The organism is Gordonia sp. B8661-1 (assembly GCF_059427765.1).
Map to the genome: position 1 here is coordinate 425,923 of NZ_JCAHRL010000001.1, position 16,794 is coordinate 442,716.

Genomic DNA, 16,794 nt, shown 5'->3' on the forward strand with positions numbered 1-16,794 from the left:
CACGGCATTACGGCGCCCCGCGCCTACTCGTCGGCGCGCAGGTCGAGGCTGATCTCGTCGGCATCGAGCTGGCGCAGCTCGCGCCGCAGCAGCGCCGACGGATAGATGCCCTCGTCCCGCAACCGCAGCAGCACTTCGCGCTGCGCCTCGATGACGTCGCGCCGGATGCGCTGCGCCACTTCGCGATACTCCGTCTGGGAGCCCAGCGCCGCGTCGTCGGAATCCTCCTCGGCCCCGCGACGCCGGATCTGTTCACGGATCCACGGGTACTTCGACGCCAGACCGGAGTTGGTGAGCACGTCCTGTGCGGCATCGGTCAATTCGGCCCGCAGGCGCCGCTGTTGCACCGCGCGGTCCTCGGTGATGTCGGCGAGTCGCAGACGCCGGATGAGGGGCGCCAGCGTGCCACCCTGGAGGATCAGCGACGCGGCCGCCACCACGAAGGCGATGAGAACCAGTAGTGATCGCGACGCCGTATCCGGCGGAAGTGTCTGGGCGGCCGCCAGGGTGACGACGCCGCGCATACCCGCCCACACGATGATGGTGCCCTCCTTGGCTCCCATCGGCGCGCCCGCGTAATAGTCGATGTCGGCGGTCCGGCGCACGATATGGCTCCGGGCACGTTCGGCCGCCCGCGGATTCGCCGACAGGCGCCGGTTCATGCGGGCCACCGCGTCGGCGTCGGGCCGTCGGCGGCGCCACGCCGGACGGAGATGACGCCGCCGCGGAACGGGACCGGCATCGTCGCCCGGGACAGTGGTGCCCTCGGGCAGATTCGATCCCATGTCCTCGAGGTAGGGCCGGATCTCGGCGCCACGCCGGGCCCGCCGATCCAGCAGCCCGATCAGCGGCGTCACGTAGATCGCCCGGATGACGAGGGTGAGTGCCAGGCCGACCAGGCCGATCCAGACCGCCGTCAGGACACCTCCGTGGTCGTTGCGCACGTCGACCGTCAGGCCCCACAGTTCGAGGCCCATCAGCAGGAAGACGCCGCCTTCTAAGAGGAATTCGACGGTGCGCCAGTTCTGCGAGTCGGAGAACCGGTGCTGCGGGTTGAGGTATTTCGCGGCGCCCGCCCCGGTGATGAGGCCCGCGGTCACCGCCGCCACCAGCCCCGACGCGCCCAGTTCTTCGGCGGGCAGGAAGGCGAGGTAGGGCACGGTGAAGGAGATGACCGTGTTGACGGTCGCGTCGGCCAGTTGTCGCCGCACCCAGAGGTTCAGCGCGCCCACCACGCCGCCGATCAGCACTGCCCCGACGACCGCCCAGGCGAAACTGAGTGCCACATGTCCGAAGGAGAAGCCCGCCCCGGCCGCCGCCACGGCCGCACGCAGCAGGACCAGCGCCGTCGCGTCGTTGAGCAGGCTCTCCCCCTCCAGCACCGCGGTTACCCGTTCCGGAACCCCGAGCCGTTTGGCGATCGCCGTGGCCACCGCATCGGTCGGCGACACGATGGCACCGAGCGCGATCCCGGTCGCGACCGGGAGACCGGGGATGACCCACGCGAAGAAGAAGCCCATGATCACCGCGCTGATCAGCACCAACACCACGGACAAGGCGCTGATCGCGGTGAAATCCCGCCGGAAGTCCATCGTCGGCATGGACACGGCGGCCGAGTACAGCAGTGGCGGCAGGACGCCGACCAGAATCCATTCGGGATCGACGCCCACGGCGGGCACGAACGGCATCATCGCGACGATCGCGCCGACGATCACCAGGAGCAGCGGCGGAGAGATATGGATGCGGGGCCCGATGACATGGGCCGCCGCGATCCCGAGTACCGCGACGATGATGAGGAGGATATGCTCCATCCACTCATCTTGGCGCACTCGCGCCGAGCCGCGCCGACCTTGTCATGACACCGCGTGCCATCGCCAAACGTGACATTGATTGTTGACAAATGATCGGCCCCGGCATACTTTCGAATCATCAGCCGAGCGGCGTCCCATCGCGATGCCACGGACCCGGATCGCAGGTTCCGGGCATCGCACGGGGAAGCACCGACGACACGTACGACGATGCTGCCGCGGCGGACGAGATGAAGGGGTCACACCATGACGAACACACTGCACGCGGTGGGTCACGACTACGTACCCGAGCACGAGAAGATCGGCAGCAAGGACGACTACGACCAGGTTCTCGACGATCTCTCGGCCGCCTCGGTCCACCGCAACTTCGATCCCTACGTCGACATCGATTGGGATGCCCCAGAGATGGCGATCGTCCCCAACGACCCGCGCTGGGTTCTCAACTCCGAGGTCGATCCCATCGGCCGGCACCCCTGGTATCAGGAGCAGCCGCTGGAGAAGCAGATCGAGATCGGCATGTGGCGTCAGGCCAACGTCGCCAAGGTCGGCCTGCAGTTCGAGTCCATCCTGATCCGCGGACTCCTGCAGTACAGCTTCAAGCTGCCCAACGGTGCCAAAGAATTCCGGTACACCACGCACGAATCGAAAGAGGAGTGCAACCACACCCTGATGTTCCAGGAGTTCGTCAACCGGACCGGCATGGATGTGCCCGGCGCGAAGCGCAGCTTCCGCCTCATCTCGCCGATCATCCCGCTGTTCTCGACGATCTTCCCCAGCATCTTCTACTTCGGCGTGCTCGGCGGCGAGGAGCCGATCGATCACATCCAGAAGGACTTCCTGCGAAACGATTCCAGCAGCCTGCACCCGACGATGGCCGCGATCATGCAGCTGCATGTGGCCGAGGAGGCACGGCACATCTCCTTCGCGCATCACCTGCTGCGGGAGACCATCCCCCAGATGGGCGCCGCGCGTCGCTTCGTGCTCTCGATCATGATGCCGATCGTCATGCGCGTCCTGTGTGGCGCCATCACGGTGCCGCCGCGTACCTTCGCCCGTCGTTTCGACGTGCCGAAGCACGTGATGAAGGACATCTTCTGGCGCTCCCCGGAGTCGAAGCGCTTCCTGCGCAACGTCTTCGGTGACGTGCGGATGCTGGCCGAGCAGTGCGGCATGATGAATCCGGTCGCCCGCCTCGTGTGGCGCGTGCTCGGCATCGGTGGCCGTGCGTCGCGATTCCGCAGCGAGCCCACCTACACCGCTGCCTGATCCCGGCCCCGGGCATCCCTGCCCGTTTCACACTCTGAGGACACATGCCCCACGTCATCACCCAGGCATGCTGCGGTGACGCCTCGTGCGTATACGCATGCCCGGTCAACTGCATCCATCCGACTCCTGAGGAACCGAATTTCGGAACCTCGGAGATGCTCTACATCGATCCGTCCACCTGTGTGGACTGCGGCGCCTGCGTGAGTGCGTGCCCGGTGAGCGCGATCGTGCCGGGCCACCGGATCACCGACGAGCAGCAGCGCTTCATCGACATCAACGCGTCCCAGTACGGGGTGAGTGTCGTCGATGAGGTCCGTTTCCCCGTCGACAACACGCGCAGGCTGCCGCTGGCGCCCATCGAGCAGCCGAAGCCGCTGGCCGTGGACAGCCCGCTCTCGGTGGCGATCGTCGGCTCCGGACCGTCGGCCATGTACGCGGCCGACGAACTGCTGCGGTACCCGCAGGTCAGCGTGACCATTTACGAGCGTCTGCGCCGGCCCTTCGGCCTCGCGCGCTACGGCGTGGCACCGGACCACACCGCCACCCGCAGTGTCATGCGACTCTTCGACGACATCGCGCGCAGCGAGCGCTGCACCATCAAGCTGGGCACCACCATCGGACGGGATGTCACCCTCGACGACCTGCGCACCCGGCATCAGGCGGTGATCTGGGCCGGTGGCGCACCCACCGACCGCAGGCTCGACCTGCCCAACGCGCAGGCCCCCGGCATTCTGAGCGCCACGTCGCTGGTCGGCTGGTACAACGATCATCCCGACTACGACAAGCTCGAGGTCGACCTGTCCACCAAGCGAGTGGTGGTCGTCGGCAACGGCAACGTCGCACTGGATGTCGCCCGTATCCTCACCGCCGATCCGGACTCCCTCGCGGACACCACGATCTCCCGTCACGCGCTCGCCACGCTGCGACGTTCGGAGATCGAGGAAGTGGTGGTGATGGGTCGTCGCGGACCGGAGTTCGCCGCCTTCACCCTGCCCGAGCTCGTCGGCCTCGTGGACCACGGCGCGAACGTCGTCGTCGACCCCGCGGACCTGACCGACGCTCTCGACAACGACACCGACGATCCGACGCTCGCGGCGAAGCTCGCGCTGCTGTCCGAGGTCGCCGAACGCACCCCGGGCGAGGGCCCCCGCATCCGGCTCGCGTTCCTGCGCGCGCCGTCGGAGTTCCTCCTCGACGAGGACGGTCACGTAAACGGTGTTGTGGTGCAACGCAATCGCATGGCACCCAACGGACTCACGGCCGAGCCGACCGGTGAGACCGAGACCCTCGACGCCGGACTGGTGCTCACCTCGGTGGGTTATCGCGGTGTCGCCGTGCCGGGACTGCCCTTCGACGAGGTCGGCGGCGTCATCCCGCACGAGGAGGGTCGTGTCCTCGACGGCGACGCACCGGTCCCCGGCATGTACGTCACCGGCTGGATCAAGCGTGGACCGACCGGATTCATCGGCACCAACAAGACCGACTCCGGCGAAACCGTCGCGTCGCTGCTGGCCGACTTCGAGGCCGGACGTCTGCCCGCCGCCCCGCGGCGACGCAGGCTGATCGGCCGCTCCTGATCCGGACCGCCGGCTGGGTCCGACCACCGATTGGCCCGACCGCTGATTGGTCCGACCGTCGGCCGGGTCCGACCGCCGATTGAGCTTGTCGAAATCCCCCAGGGAACGGTTGGGTTACGGCACTTACGCGTGTCCCCCGACCGGGCTATTCTGATGGCCAGTTGTCAGGGGGTGCTCTGGGTGCGGACCATGTTCTCGCGGTTCGACTATGTCGATGCCGCGCGTGCCACCGGTGCGCAGTTCGTCGACCTGGTGTCCGGTATCAAAGATCCCGAAGCACGGCTGCGCGGCCCCCATTCCTGGACCATCGCCGACTGTCTCGGCCACGTCTCCGACGCTCCCCGGCATCAACTCGACCTCATCGAAGGTGACGGCCGCTGGGTGCACCGGGCCTCCGACCTGCCCGACTTCAACGCGAAGCAGATCGCGAATCTCCCGACGCAGGACGTCGGCGCACTCACCGACCGCCTGATCAGCGACCTCGACGCGCTGCTCGACACGGTCTGTCATTTCGGGGCGCGCGTACCGGTGGTGCCCTTCCACGGCGACCGGCGAATCCGCTCGGATGCGGCCCTGGGCATCCTGATCGGCGAATTCGTGGTGCACGGTCACGACATCGCGCGGACCGTCGGTGCGCGCTGGGACATCGATCCGCTGATCACGCCGATGATCGCGCGCGGCCGGCACCAGATCATGCCGAGCTGGGTACACGCACCGACGACCGCCGATCATTCGGCGACCTACGACATCCGGCTCCGCGGTACCGAGGAACGCTACGTCTACGAGTTCACCGACGGTCGGCTCGAGATCGATCCGTCCGAACCCCGCAGCGCGGATGTCCACGTCAGCATCGACCCGGTGACGGCCCTGCTGATCGGCTACGGCCGCACCTCCCCGACCTGGGCCGCCCTCACCGGGAAGGTCCTCGCCTGGGGACGCCGACCGTGGCTCGCACTCGGCTTCTGCCAACGTTTCATCCCGGCCTGATCGGCCCGATCTCCCACAAAAAGTTCCCCACACAGCGCCGCCGACTGGATTATCCAGTTCGTGTGTCTGACAGGGGAATTCCGTGTGGGGATTCGCCTTGTCCACAGGTAGCGGTCCATCCACAGATCCGGCCGCCTGCCCCTCGAAGTCCGACATCGGTCGGAACCTGCCGTCCAGGATCGGCAGTATGACCACCGATCCGGGCGTGTACTCGTGGGCCCAACTGCGCCGGCAGGCGCGGCACGCCGAACTGCAGCACATGATTCGTGAGGGCGACCTGATCCGGGTCCGTCACGGTTGGTACGCGACCCGCGACGCATCGGCACCCGTGGTCGAGGCGGTCCGGCGCGGCGGAGTGCTCGGTTGCGTGTCGGCACTCCGGTGGCACGGCATCTGGGTACCCGAGACCTCTCATACGGTGCATACCCGAGGCAACACCGCGGGCAAGCGGCGACCCGGTCGCTTCTGCCGTCAGTACGGCAGGCCGGAATCGACACCGGAGGCCGTCGACCCGGTACCCATCGCCTACCGCCACGCCGTGCGCTGTCTGGACCGGGAAGGCATCGTTGTGGTGAGTGATTCGATCCTCGACGTCACCTCGATGACACTCACCGACCTCGTGGCCGAACTCGCCTCCGCACCACGGTCGGTTCGGGCTCTACTCGACCTGTGTGACGGCCGCGCGCAGGCGGGCACCGAGACGATGGCACGCCTACGATTCCGGTCGATGGGACTGCGGGTCCGTGTCCAGGTGCGCATCGACGGGGTGGGCCGCGTGGACCTCCTCATCGGCGATCGGCTGATCGTCGAGATCGACAGCCACGAGTTCCACCGGACCGCAGAACAATTCGAAGCGGATCGTCGGCGGGACCGCGCCGCGGCACGGCAGGGCTATCTCACCATCCGCCTCACCTACCGTGCGGTGACGAGCGATTGGCCCACCGTGGAGGCCGAGGTCCGCGAGATCGTGCGTCGAGGACTGCACCTGTGGCCGAGGCGTCGATGATCGGCGGATCTCCCACAAGAAATTCCCGACACAGCAGGGCCGACTGGATTATCCAGTCGGCCCTGCTGTGAGGTGAAGATTCTGTGGGTCAGGAATGACTGCCGGCGGCACGACGGCGTCCGGGCTGACCCGAACGGTTCCGCTGGCCCTGGCCGGCGTTCCCGGGATGGCCGGATCGTGCCGAACGGCTCGACTGACCCGAACGTCGCGGCTGATCGGAGCGGGTCTGACCGGCCGAACGGGGCTGCCCCGACCGTGACCGGCCCGAGCCGTCAACGGAGGCCGCCGGACGACGACCGCCGTCCGAGCGTCCCTGGCCGGAACGGCTCTGCTCGCCCGATCGTCCCTGGCCCGAACCCGTCCGCCGACGACCCGTACCGCGTCCGCCTCCGGAGCGTCCGGTGGCACGCCCCTGGGCGACAACCGGTTTCGGGCTGGGCGCCACGAAGTCGGCGTGTTCGCCGACGAGTTCGGTGACCTCCGGCGACGTCGGGGTGACCCGCTGCGGCGACACGGTGATACCGGCCTTGCGCAGCAGTCCGGCGAGGTCGCGTCGCTGATCGGGCAGGCAGATGGTGACGACGTCACCGGCGTTGCCCGCGCGTGCGGTCCGTCCGGACCGGTGCAGGTACGCCTTGTGTTCGGCGGGCGGGTCGACGTGGACGACGAGTTCGACGCCGTCGACGTGCACACCGCGGGCGGCCACGTCGGTGGCCACCAGCACGCGCACGTCCTCGGCGAACGCCTTGAGGTTGCGGTCGCGCTGCGCCTGGCTCAGGTTGCCGTGCAGGTCGACGGCCGGGATACCGGCGTCACTGAGCTTCTTCGCCAGCTTCTTCGCCTGGAACTTAGTCCGGGTGAACAGGATTCGACGACCAAGGCCGGAGGCGAGTTCCTGGATCAGCGCATTCTTCGCGTCCGGTGCGACCTCGAAGACGTGGTGGGTCATCGTGGCGACCGGCGCGGTCGAGTCGTCGGTCGAATGCTTGCTGGGCTTGTTCAGGAAGCGTCGTGCCACCTTGTCCACCCCGTTGTCGAGGGTGGCGGTGAACAGCATGCGCTGTCCGCCGGCGGGGGTGGCCGCGAGGATGCGGGTGACGCCCGGCAGGAAGCCGAGGTCGGCCATGTGGTCGGCCTCGTCGAGGATGGTGATGGCGACGTTGTCGAGGCGCACCACACCCTGCCCCATCAGGTCTTCGAGGCGCCCCGGGCAGGCGACGACGATGTCGACGCCACGACGGAACGCGTCTTCCTGACGCTTCTGGCTCACACCGCCGAAGACGGTGGTGACGGTCAGGTTCATGGCTTTGGCCAGCGGCACGACGACGGCGGCGATCTGGGTGGCCAGTTCACGCGTCGGGGCCAGGACGAGGCCCGTCGGCGCACCGGGGGTGCGGCGCACACGGCGCTCGGCGAGCCCGGCGACGAGCGGCAGGGCGAAGGCCAGCGTCTTACCGGAGCCGGTCTTGCCGGAGCCGATCACGTCGCGGCCGGCCAGGGTGTCGGTCAGGGTTTCGGCCTGAATACGGAAGGGTTCGGTCTTGCCGTCGGCGGCAAGGACGGATACGAGTTCGGCGGGCACGCCGAGGGACGCAAAAGTCATAGGTGTGGACAAGTCCGGTCTTTCTCTGTGGACACGCGTCGGCGCCGGATTGCGGCACCGGGTGTCGGATGGCGAAGACGCAGGTGTGCGTGTTCGTTCGCCGTACGAAGTCGAGGAGCAGGTCACTACCTGCCTAGAAGCGTTCTACGACGCGATGAGGTCGTCCGTGACGCCTCACATGCCCAAGGCTACCGATGAGTAACCGCCGACGCCACTCACCGTGATGAGTGCCACGCTCGCGGGAACGCCGTGATCACGCACCCCCGACGCCGGTACCGAGCTGCGCGGCGAGGTGAACTCGCAGGTCACCGACACCGTCGAGGTCGCCCTCCGACGTCAGCACCCGACTCAGACCTTCGGTGAGGATCGTCTCGGTCCGGTCCTCGTCGGACCCGCCCGCAGCCGATGCCACGGTGGTGGTCGCGTTGGCTCTCGCGGCCTGACAGATCTGACCGAGGATGAGTTCCACCGAGTCCAGTCGCCCCCAGAGGTAGTCGTTCTCGCGCCACGCCCGATCGAAGAACCCTCCGAAATGAAAGGTCCCCGCGCCCTTGAGCTTTCGCTCGCCCTCGAGCGGCTCGAGACGTTTCGCCATCGGCGGACTGAACTGCGCGACCGCGATCGGCGAATACTGCGGCAGACGTGACAGCGCGACGATCGGATAGATCATGCCGTCGTACAACGGCATACCGAGCCAACGGCTGAGCAGCCGCAGACGTGCACGCTCGTCCCAGTTCGCGGTCAGCCGGGTGAACTTCACCCACAGTCGCGCGCTGTAGTCGGGCAGGCGGTAGCCGAGTCCCTTGCGATACTCCTCGACGACGGCGACGATCTCGTCGGTGTGCACGGCGGCGAAAACCTCGGGGCCCGCGACCATTCCGGAGTCCAGCGACTCGGGACACAGGAATTCGATCATGGAATCGTCCATCTCCGAGACCGTCTCGCGGATCGCATGGGTGATCTCGTCCTGCGCGTCCCAGGTCGCCGCCTTGAGTCCGTCGAGTTCGTCCGCGGAGACCGTGATGCCCGCCTTCGCATACATCTCGTTGAGCCCGGCCAGCACGAACTGCAGGCGCCGCTCGCGGTACGGCATGTCGGTGTCCCGCAACCACTTCTGCAGGGCGGCGGTGTCCACGTCGCGCCACATGCGCTGATTGCGCAACCACGCCTGCAGCGCGGACGTCACCATGACCGCGCGGTCCGAGCGTGCCGGATAACCCAAGCGTGCCACGACTTCCCTGGCCATGCGCTCCATCGTCTCGGTCGCCTTCAGCCGGCAGTACGTCGGATACGACGGCCCGAGGCGTTCGGCGGCGATGTAGTGCATCTGATCGGCGACGGACCGTACGGCGTCGGGGATCTCGTGTCCCGGCCCCTCCGGCTCGTCCAGTCGGATCGGTTTCTCGTCGGTGTCACCCGGCGGCAGATACAGCACATGCCCGTCGACGATCTCGAGTCCCACGTCGGCGAGCGCCGCGAACACCACGTCCTCCTGCGAGCTCGCGATGGCACTGATCTCCGCGATCCGGGTGTTCATGTCGCGCAGCTTCACCAGCTCGGACAGGAACGAATGTGAACCCTTCGCGCCCAGAATGGATTTCGCCACACCGGCCATCCATCCGGGGGCTTCGGAACGTCGGCGTCCCGGCTTCAGTTCGAGCGCCGCACCGGGATCGGGTTCGATGTAGAGCAGCCGGCGTACCACCTGACTGTTGGCGCGCTTGGCCGCGATGGCGTCGATCGCCAGATCGAAGGGTGCGTTGTCGAGGAGGCCGCCGTCGACGAACCACGACGACTGCGGGTCGATTCCCTCCTCCTCGTAGTTCTCCCGGAAGCGGACCGTCGACGCATCGAGGGAAACCTTGGCCTCCTTCTCGAATCCACCGAGGCTCACCGGCGCGAACGCGCCCGGAAAGCAGGAGGTGGCCCTGGCCGCGAAGGCCAGCGCATTCGAATGGTCGGGACCGAATTGCGCGGTGTCCTCCTCGGTGGCGCGGAATTCGACGACCTGCGCGAAGTTCTTGGCGCGCTGGCCGATTCCGGTACCGCCCGTGGTGACCACGGACTGATATCCGTGCAGATCGGTGGTGGTGACGAAGAGGTCGAGCCCGCGTCCCTGCGCGATGAGGGTGTCGCCGTCGCCGTCGTCCATCGCGGTGATGGCGGTGATCAGGTTGCGGCTGAGGAACGAACCGGACAACGGGGACACCGCTTTTCCCGACCGCAGCATCAGGAACATCAGCGCCACCAGACCACGCATCCAGAGCGTGCCGAAGGCCTTGGGCCGCAACAATTTCTTCAAGTCGGCCTGGCCGAGCCACAGTTTCTTCAGACCGTCCTGTGACGCGCCCCGCGCGATCGACTTGCCGAGCACCACGCCGTTGATCCCGCCCGCCGACGTGCCGGCGATGATGTCGATGACGACCCGCAACCGCGTGCCGCGCCGGGCGAGTTCGGCGAAGACGTCGAAATACGTCCCGGCGGTGTCGTCGTCGGCGAACGGATTGTCGGCGTCCGGGTCGTAGCCGAGTTTGTCGAAGGCGGCCGAGGCCTCCGCCAATTTGCCGAGTTCCTTGGTCACGCCGTGCATATAGACGGCGAGTGCCACTCCTCCGTAGCAGACCAGGGCGAGCCGCAATTCCAGGTAGCGCGGCTCGGTCGAATCGATTCGTGCAGGGTCGTCTTCCATGCTCGGTCGCCTTCCACATCTCCCCCCGCGGATAGTGTCCCGATCAGCATGCGCCCCATACGCCGCCGAGTACATGCGTACCCGACTACTCGATCGGGACGCGTGGTTCACGCGCCCCGATCAGGTAGGTCCACCGAGGACCAGGTCAGGCCTGATCGTCGTGGTGCGTAATGGAATCCGGGTGATCGACGATCCACTTGCGCGCGTCCTTCGCCGCACGCGACAGGGCGAACCGCTCTCCCAGATAGATGGCGGGCGCGCCGACGATCGGGATGTAGGCGAGCCAGCGGAACACGCGCGGCGACTGCGGCCTGCGCGACATCTCCTCCTGCAGGCTCTTGAGGGTGCGCGCGGTCTCCCACACCGCACCGAAGATCGACTTCTTCCGTGCCGCGGGCTCGGCCGGCAGGGCCGTCGACGACGCCTTGGCCTCCACCTCGTCGACGACGTCCCGTCCACACAGCACCGATGCCAGAAGTTCCACCTGCCTGCTGCGCTCGGTGACCCCGTAGACCCGCGCGATCGCCACCAGCACCATCGCCTGGCTGGCGAAACCCAGCGTCGACGAGATGGGCAGCCGCTTCGCCCACGCACCGAAGATCCCCGGGTACGCGACCAGCACCGTGCTGAACGTGCCGATGCGGGACACCCACCAGTCGGCCTTGCTGTTGGTCGACCGCTCCGTCCACCCCTTGGTGCCCGGCCAGTCCGTCACGTTCACCGCGTCACCCAGCAGGTGCAACGCCTTCTGGACCTTCGAATCGTCCTCGTCGGAGTCGTGAAAGGTGTGCCCCTTCAACCCCAGCGGATCACGCTCCGCCAGCACGTCCAGAACCGGGTTGATGCCGGCGACAGCCGCATCGAGGACAGAGATGATCCGCTCATCGGAAACAGTGGCCATGAGCCGAGGGTAACCGGATCGTCGGTGCTCAGGCAGCACGAACCTGCGCGTGGCGGCGGTTTGCGCCCGGCCCGGGGACTGCTGATAAAGTGGCGTCCGGCTGGTCGGGCAACCGATCACCCGGGGCTATGGCGCAGTTGGTAGCGCGACTCGTTCGCATCGAGTAGGTCAGGGGTTCGATTCCCCTTAGCTCCACAGAGATCGCAGGTCAACTGCCTGCGGATTTCTTATTGCCTTGGGCCGTCCGTAGTGCGTCCGCAGTAGATTCGATCGCGGTGTCCAGAGCGACCGCCACGCCGTCGAGATCGTCGTCGAACAGATCGGCGGCCGTACCGGCTGTGCACCACCGCGGATCGACAGCTTGGGATGGTGGGGCCTGATCCGACCTGCGCATGGAAGGCGATGGCCTGCTCGCCAAGGTCACATGCGAGAAGCACAAAGACGCGTCCGGCTGCGTCCACAACTTCCGCCTCGTCCCGCAACCGTGTCAAAGGACCTGATGCCCGTGTGCCAGAGAAGGGGCGAACACTTCTGGTAGTTGTCTCGCTCGACCTGCTGCCCAAGCGCCAAGCGGAAACCGTTGCAGCCGAGACGATCCGCGAAGTGCCCTCGTGGACCGCTGCGTGTGTCGAAGCAGGTGCCGTAGTCATGGGCGACTTTCGCGAAGTAGGCCTCGACGTCAGCCATGGCCTCAGGTGGCGTATCGCGGTACTTGGTGCGCAGGTACGGCTGGATCGTCGGCAGCTCGCCGTCCGGGAGCCAGCCGACCGAGACAAACAGGTCGCTCGCGGGGATATCCAGTACGGCAGCGATGGAACGCGGGTTCTCGGCTCGTGGTTCGACGATCCCGCCGAGTCCGAGTCGGGTGACCGTGCCGGGCGAGATGCCCGCTCGGCGAGCCAGCTCGCTGGCCGAGAGGCCCAGTGCCGCCGTGCGACTATGAGCCCACCCATTGCGCTCTGCATCTTTCCAATTCCGTTGTCTCCGTTTGTCTTTCCTCCCATTACCGCTCGTTCGTTGAACGAATTCAACGCCTCGTTACGTTTCTACAACACTAAATCGATTGCACCGGCGAAGATTCGTAAATACCGAACGTGGACTTCCCGGATGCCGATGTGACCTCGCACGAGGTTCACTTCGACATCCGGGGGTGGCCAGAGCGTTCTGCTGCTGGTCTATTTGGAGGAGGCACCTCCAGTCTTGCCCTGCCTCCCTCCTGTGCTGCGGGGCGTGATGGCGAGCGGAGCGCTGTCGTCGGTTGCCGTGAAGAGGCTGGCGATGGCGCTGCGCCGGGTGGCAGCTTCCTGCTCGTCGGCCAACGCGGTGTCGGCTTTGGCCGCGAGCTCCGGTGCCTCCTTGGCGTCGGCGACTTGAGCGTCGGTAGCGGCGAGCACTTCGCCACCGACGCTGTGGCCGCGCAGCCCAGAGATGACCGACAGCTGAGCGTGCAGCGGTACCGGCAGTGTTGTGACGCCCTTGACGGCGTAGCGTGTGGACATAGCGACCTCCTCGGTGCTGTTGCGGTCGGCGAACACGAAGATGTGCTCCACTTAAACGACCCCAGCACACCGACGAGGGAAGAGGCCGTTTCTCAAGCAGGCCGCGAAATGTCGGTGATGCGACGTAGCCTGCACTCATGAGCCCGGCTGACGAAGCATCTCCCGCAATTTCGCTGGTGGCAGCGACGCGGAACACCTGGACAGCCTTTGTCGAATCAATCCACGGCCAGGGGCGTCCGTTCTTCTGGTGCGCAGCGATCAGCCCGTTCGCGGCAATCTGGCTAGTCGTCGCAAGCAACACGGTTGGCGAAGTGATATTCCAGGCCGCAGCCGGTGCTTTAGCGATGTTCATCCTTATGTGGATGGGGTTAGCAGCAGACAAAGACGAGCTTCGACGGTTCGCATCGTCAGCCGACAGCATGCGGCTGGCCGCTGGCCGCCGTTTCTCAGCTTGGTGGTATCGACATATTGCACGATTCTGTCGTCCTGCAGTAGTCGCACCTGCGATGCTCACGCTCAATATCTTGTTGGAGTGGTGGAGGCCAAGTCCATTTTTTGAGGAGCATTTCGGAACGATCAACGACGAGAACATCGCACTAGGCCTACTTTTAACAGTTCTCGGATACGTTCTGATGGTGGGATTTTGCCTGATGCTCACTATTACCTTAGTGGATGCATTGCGGCATTCCTGGCGCTCGACACTCCGCCGTATGCTGCTAGAGATCGTTGGACTGGATCCCGCGCGTGGTGCGAAGCCAGCCTGGTTTATCTCGGGCAAGCTCCTGTCCATAATGATCGCCATGGTCTCTGCCGGGCTACTCTTCGAACTCGCCGAACCGTGGCCCGCCGCCCAGTACTTAGTGGGTATCGCCTTGTTTCTGGCAATCCTGTGGTCGGTGGTGACCGGCCTGCACATTGAACGCAGCCACGGGGTATTCGCTCTGGTGCTCTCGGCTGCTGTTGCGTGGTTCGGTGAGTTCCTGATCTGGAGTGGCGGGCTCCCACCCCTCTCGGACTGGGTCGCCTGGGCATGCCTGGTCGTGAACCTCACGGTGGCAACAATGCTCGCCCTGCAAGTAATCGCTGAACGATATCACCACATCGACTATGCCCAATCGAATTGAAGCTGCTGGAGCTGGAGTGTGATCAAGAACCGGCGCTGGGCAACGAGATAGAGCATGCCCCAGTCGCGTTGACTGAGACCCGCTGCGATGTCAGCCAGCGCCGCTCTCGGTTACTCTTCGCCGCGCCGTGGAGTTCCCGAGACGGTACGCCACCGCGTTTAGCGGCACGTGCAATGTCCTTATTGAGGCGCGTGAACGCCTGTTCCCGCTCCGTCATCTAGTTCAGATTCTTTCTCGTGCACAAAGAGCACTTCGTTCAGCTCAGCTCGAACATCCACGGCGGATCATCAACCAAACTCGCTGGCAGATAGCCGGATTCAACCTCGATCCGCATGCCTTCATCAGCAGCCAACGCCGCAAGTCCGAGAATCGGTAGCGATGAGAATCCCCGTGGATCTGCCCGCCGCTCGTCGGTGGCCGACCAGTAGATGCCGTAGTTGCGCAGTGCGGTTACGAGTTGATCGGTGAATTGATCCTGATCACCAATGGCCGTCAACACCCCGAACAGATCCAGTTGCAGCAGCTGCGCCTCGTCGCGGCTGACGACCGTCGGTTCAGCCACCACCGGAAGCGCCTCGCTCACCTGCCGCGGCCACGACTCGTCGCCGGCATCTCTGGCCTGGAGGATCCTCACCAGCGCCAGCATCGCCCGGTCATACCCACCTGTGCGCGCCAGTGCGGCCGGATCAACAGCAGCCAAGACCTCGAGCGCAGTCCCGTTACGGGATGCTCGCGCCCACCAGTAGGCCGTCAACCACGCCCCCCCGTCGTCACACTCGTCGACGAACCAATGCCGTGGGTTTCCAATCCACCCGAATCCAGTTCGATCACAAAAGATTCACCAGCTGGGATCGCCGCCAACTGTAACATCGCCACATGAAGCTGCGCCGTGCGCCGGGCAGGCAGCCGAGTCGCGTCCGCCTCGCCGCGAGGGTCCACGCCAAACCGAAACTGAGCACCGGCAGCGGCGCCATACGCCACCTGCGGCAGAACGAGCTCCGGTTGTGAGGTCAACAGGTCATACAGCGACTGAGTGGCTTCCTCAGACTCGTTCGCCAAACGGTCGAGCTCACTTGCAGACATCCCTAGTTCGTGTCGAGCAACAATGCGCATGCCCATCCTCATCTCAGCCGATATCGAAATGCCGGGTGTAGTATCCCGCCCAGTCTCTAATCGGTCCCACTCGGGCTTGCGTCTGCTACACGATCAGGTGACAGTTTTGGTCACGCGGCCTGACTGGCTGGTGTGGTCATGATGGTCTCGTATTCCAGTGGGGTCAATTGTCCGAGGTGGGTCTGTCGGCGGCGCCGGTGCGCATCCAGAGGTAGTGGTCGCCGCCCGGCGACTCCCCCCAGGAAATCAACGTACCTGCGTCAATAACGGCGCCTTCAGGAAGAGCGTCAGGTACCTGTCCAAGACCTTCCATCGAGAAAAACTCTCGGAATCGGATCGTCTTATCGGCCAGATCTACGTAGGAAATTCGCTTGGATGGAACAAACTAATCGCATCACAGAACAGAGAATCGCCATATACGGCACTCTATTCTTTGAGTCATCAGGAATTCGCACCTCCAAGACGCTCCTCTGTCGGCGTCCAATCATAGTTTCGGAGGTGGCGGGAGTACTGCGACGAGTTCATCAAGCGCAGCCATTGAACCTCCTAGACATTCTGAACCTAGATCAGCGGCAGATTCCACGTGGTCGAGTGCATGAGCGAATGGTTCCGGGACGCCGTGCTCAACTGATCCAGGCACGGCCGAACCCGTCCACAACGGGGACCGCTCAGCGACTCCGGCTGCATAATGCGACCGAGGCAACTGAGCGGTGACGGTTGTGGACTCTTCGACGATCAGGCGCAGCTCTTGGTGTGCATCTGCACCGTGAGACGTCCGTAGTTGACCAGCCCGGACTTCGGTGCGCGCTTCTTCCGGGAGCTCGCGACCAGGCTTCGGTCGCTGCCGTAGGTGAATGTCTCGCCGTTGGAGATGCTGCCCTTCTGGCAGGACTCAACCTGCAGCTGCGCGACGATCCAGTACGTGTGACGCGGCTTGAGACCGTAGAACGTGGTGCACCCGTTCGGGCGCTGATGGGTGAAGACCTGCCGCCCCAGGTTGAAGAGTCCGCCGTCGGTCATCAGGGAGATCGGTCCGTTGTACGGGCTTCCGCCGGGATTCTGCACGCACACCTTGGCGTACGGGCGCGGTGCCGCGTCGGCCGGCGCGGCACCCAGCACGCCGCCCACGAGCCCGGTGGCCACCGCCGCGGTCGCCGACAATCCTGCGATCAATCTTTTGCTCATTCGGATCCCCCCGAAAGTCAGTGTCGCCGTGCGGTG

General features: G+C 65.5%; 14 protein-coding genes and 1 tRNA gene. 6 read left to right on the top strand and 9 right to left on the bottom strand.

Annotation, left to right across the window (positions count from 1 at the left end):
* Positions 1 to 23: 23 nt before the first annotated feature.
* Positions 24 to 1,811 carry a cation:proton antiporter gene (locus tag AC4JJG_RS02005; protein WP_495399187.1) on the bottom strand — a complete coding sequence of 596 codons (1,788 nt, stop codon included), beginning with the start codon at positions 1,809 to 1,811 and terminating at the stop codon, positions 24 to 26.
* A gap of 243 nt (positions 1,812 to 2,054) precedes the next feature.
* Between AC4JJG_RS02005 and AC4JJG_RS02010 the strand changes: the two genes are divergently transcribed.
* From AC4JJG_RS02010 to AC4JJG_RS02025, 4 genes are all read left to right on the top strand, one after another.
* Positions 2,055 to 3,074, top strand: a complete 1,020-nt coding sequence (locus AC4JJG_RS02010) for an AurF N-oxygenase family protein (protein ID WP_495399186.1) — start codon at positions 2,055 to 2,057, stop codon at positions 3,072 to 3,074.
* 44 nt (positions 3,075 to 3,118) lie between these two features.
* Positions 3,119 to 4,651: an FAD-dependent oxidoreductase gene (locus tag AC4JJG_RS02015; protein WP_495399185.1), complete on the top strand. Its 1,533-nt coding sequence runs from the start codon at positions 3,119 to 3,121 to the stop codon at positions 4,649 to 4,651.
* A 153-nt stretch (positions 4,652 to 4,804) separates the two neighbouring features.
* A complete protein-coding gene (locus AC4JJG_RS02020) occupies positions 4,805 to 5,638 on the top strand; it encodes a maleylpyruvate isomerase N-terminal domain-containing protein (RefSeq protein WP_495399184.1) in 834 nt (277 codons plus the stop codon).
* 187 nt (positions 5,639 to 5,825) lie between these two features.
* Positions 5,826 to 6,644, top strand: coding sequence for a hypothetical protein (locus AC4JJG_RS02025; RefSeq protein WP_495399183.1), 819 nt, complete (start codon positions 5,826 to 5,828; stop codon positions 6,642 to 6,644).
* A gap of 88 nt (positions 6,645 to 6,732) precedes the next feature.
* Here AC4JJG_RS02025 and AC4JJG_RS02030 read toward each other — a convergent pair whose 3' ends face one another.
* The 3 genes from AC4JJG_RS02030 to AC4JJG_RS02040 all read right to left on the bottom strand — a co-directional run bounded on the left by AC4JJG_RS02030 (position 6,733) and on the right by AC4JJG_RS02040 (position 11,837).
* The gene (locus tag AC4JJG_RS02030; protein WP_495399182.1) at positions 6,733 to 8,247 is read right to left on the bottom strand and encodes a DEAD/DEAH box helicase; all 1,515 of its coding nucleotides are present in this window, start codon (positions 8,245 to 8,247) and stop codon (positions 6,733 to 6,735) included.
* Between the two features lie 253 nt (positions 8,248 to 8,500).
* A complete protein-coding gene (locus AC4JJG_RS02035; RefSeq protein ID WP_495399181.1) occupies positions 8,501 to 10,936 on the bottom strand; it encodes a patatin-like protein in 2,436 nt (811 codons plus the stop codon).
* A gap of 145 nt (positions 10,937 to 11,081) precedes the next feature.
* Complete coding sequence (locus tag AC4JJG_RS02040) at positions 11,082 to 11,837, bottom strand: hypothetical protein (protein WP_495399180.1); 756 nt, start codon at positions 11,835 to 11,837, stop codon at positions 11,082 to 11,084.
* Positions 11,838 to 11,959: 122 nt separating this feature from the next.
* Between AC4JJG_RS02040 and AC4JJG_RS02045 the strand changes: the two genes are divergently transcribed.
* Positions 11,960 to 12,032 (top strand) — tRNA-Ala (locus AC4JJG_RS02045).
* A gap of 225 nt (positions 12,033 to 12,257) precedes the next feature.
* On the opposite strand, the gene AC4JJG_RS02050 is transcribed toward AC4JJG_RS02045, so the two are convergent.
* The gene (locus AC4JJG_RS02050; protein ID WP_495405742.1) at positions 12,258 to 12,761 is read right to left on the bottom strand and encodes a helix-turn-helix domain-containing protein; all 504 of its coding nucleotides are present in this window, start codon (positions 12,759 to 12,761) and stop codon (positions 12,258 to 12,260) included.
* A gap of 251 nt (positions 12,762 to 13,012) precedes the next feature.
* The gene (locus tag AC4JJG_RS02055; RefSeq protein ID WP_495405735.1) at positions 13,013 to 13,336 is read right to left on the bottom strand and encodes a hypothetical protein; all 324 of its coding nucleotides are present in this window, start codon (positions 13,334 to 13,336) and stop codon (positions 13,013 to 13,015) included.
* A gap of 137 nt (positions 13,337 to 13,473) precedes the next feature.
* Between AC4JJG_RS02055 and AC4JJG_RS02060 the strand changes: the two genes are divergently transcribed.
* Positions 13,474 to 14,460 carry a hypothetical protein gene (locus AC4JJG_RS02060; protein WP_495399178.1) on the top strand — a complete coding sequence of 329 codons (987 nt, stop codon included), beginning with the start codon at positions 13,474 to 13,476 and terminating at the stop codon, positions 14,458 to 14,460.
* Positions 14,461 to 14,716: 256 nt separating this feature from the next.
* Here AC4JJG_RS02060 and AC4JJG_RS02065 read toward each other — a convergent pair whose 3' ends face one another.
* The 3 genes from AC4JJG_RS02065 to AC4JJG_RS02075 all read right to left on the bottom strand — a co-directional run bounded on the left by AC4JJG_RS02065 (position 14,717) and on the right by AC4JJG_RS02075 (position 16,758).
* Complete coding sequence (locus AC4JJG_RS02065; RefSeq protein ID WP_495399177.1) at positions 14,717 to 15,214, bottom strand: immunity 49 family protein; 498 nt, start codon at positions 15,212 to 15,214, stop codon at positions 14,717 to 14,719.
* Positions 15,211 to 15,573, bottom strand: a complete 363-nt coding sequence (locus AC4JJG_RS02070; protein WP_495399176.1) for a hypothetical protein — start codon at positions 15,571 to 15,573, stop codon at positions 15,211 to 15,213. Before AC4JJG_RS02070 ends, AC4JJG_RS02065 begins: the two co-directional genes overlap by 4 nt.
* Positions 15,574 to 16,308: 735 nt before the next feature.
* Complete coding sequence (locus AC4JJG_RS02075) at positions 16,309 to 16,758, bottom strand: hypothetical protein (RefSeq protein ID WP_495399175.1); 450 nt, start codon at positions 16,756 to 16,758, stop codon at positions 16,309 to 16,311.
* Positions 16,759 to 16,794: the final 36 nt, after the last annotated feature.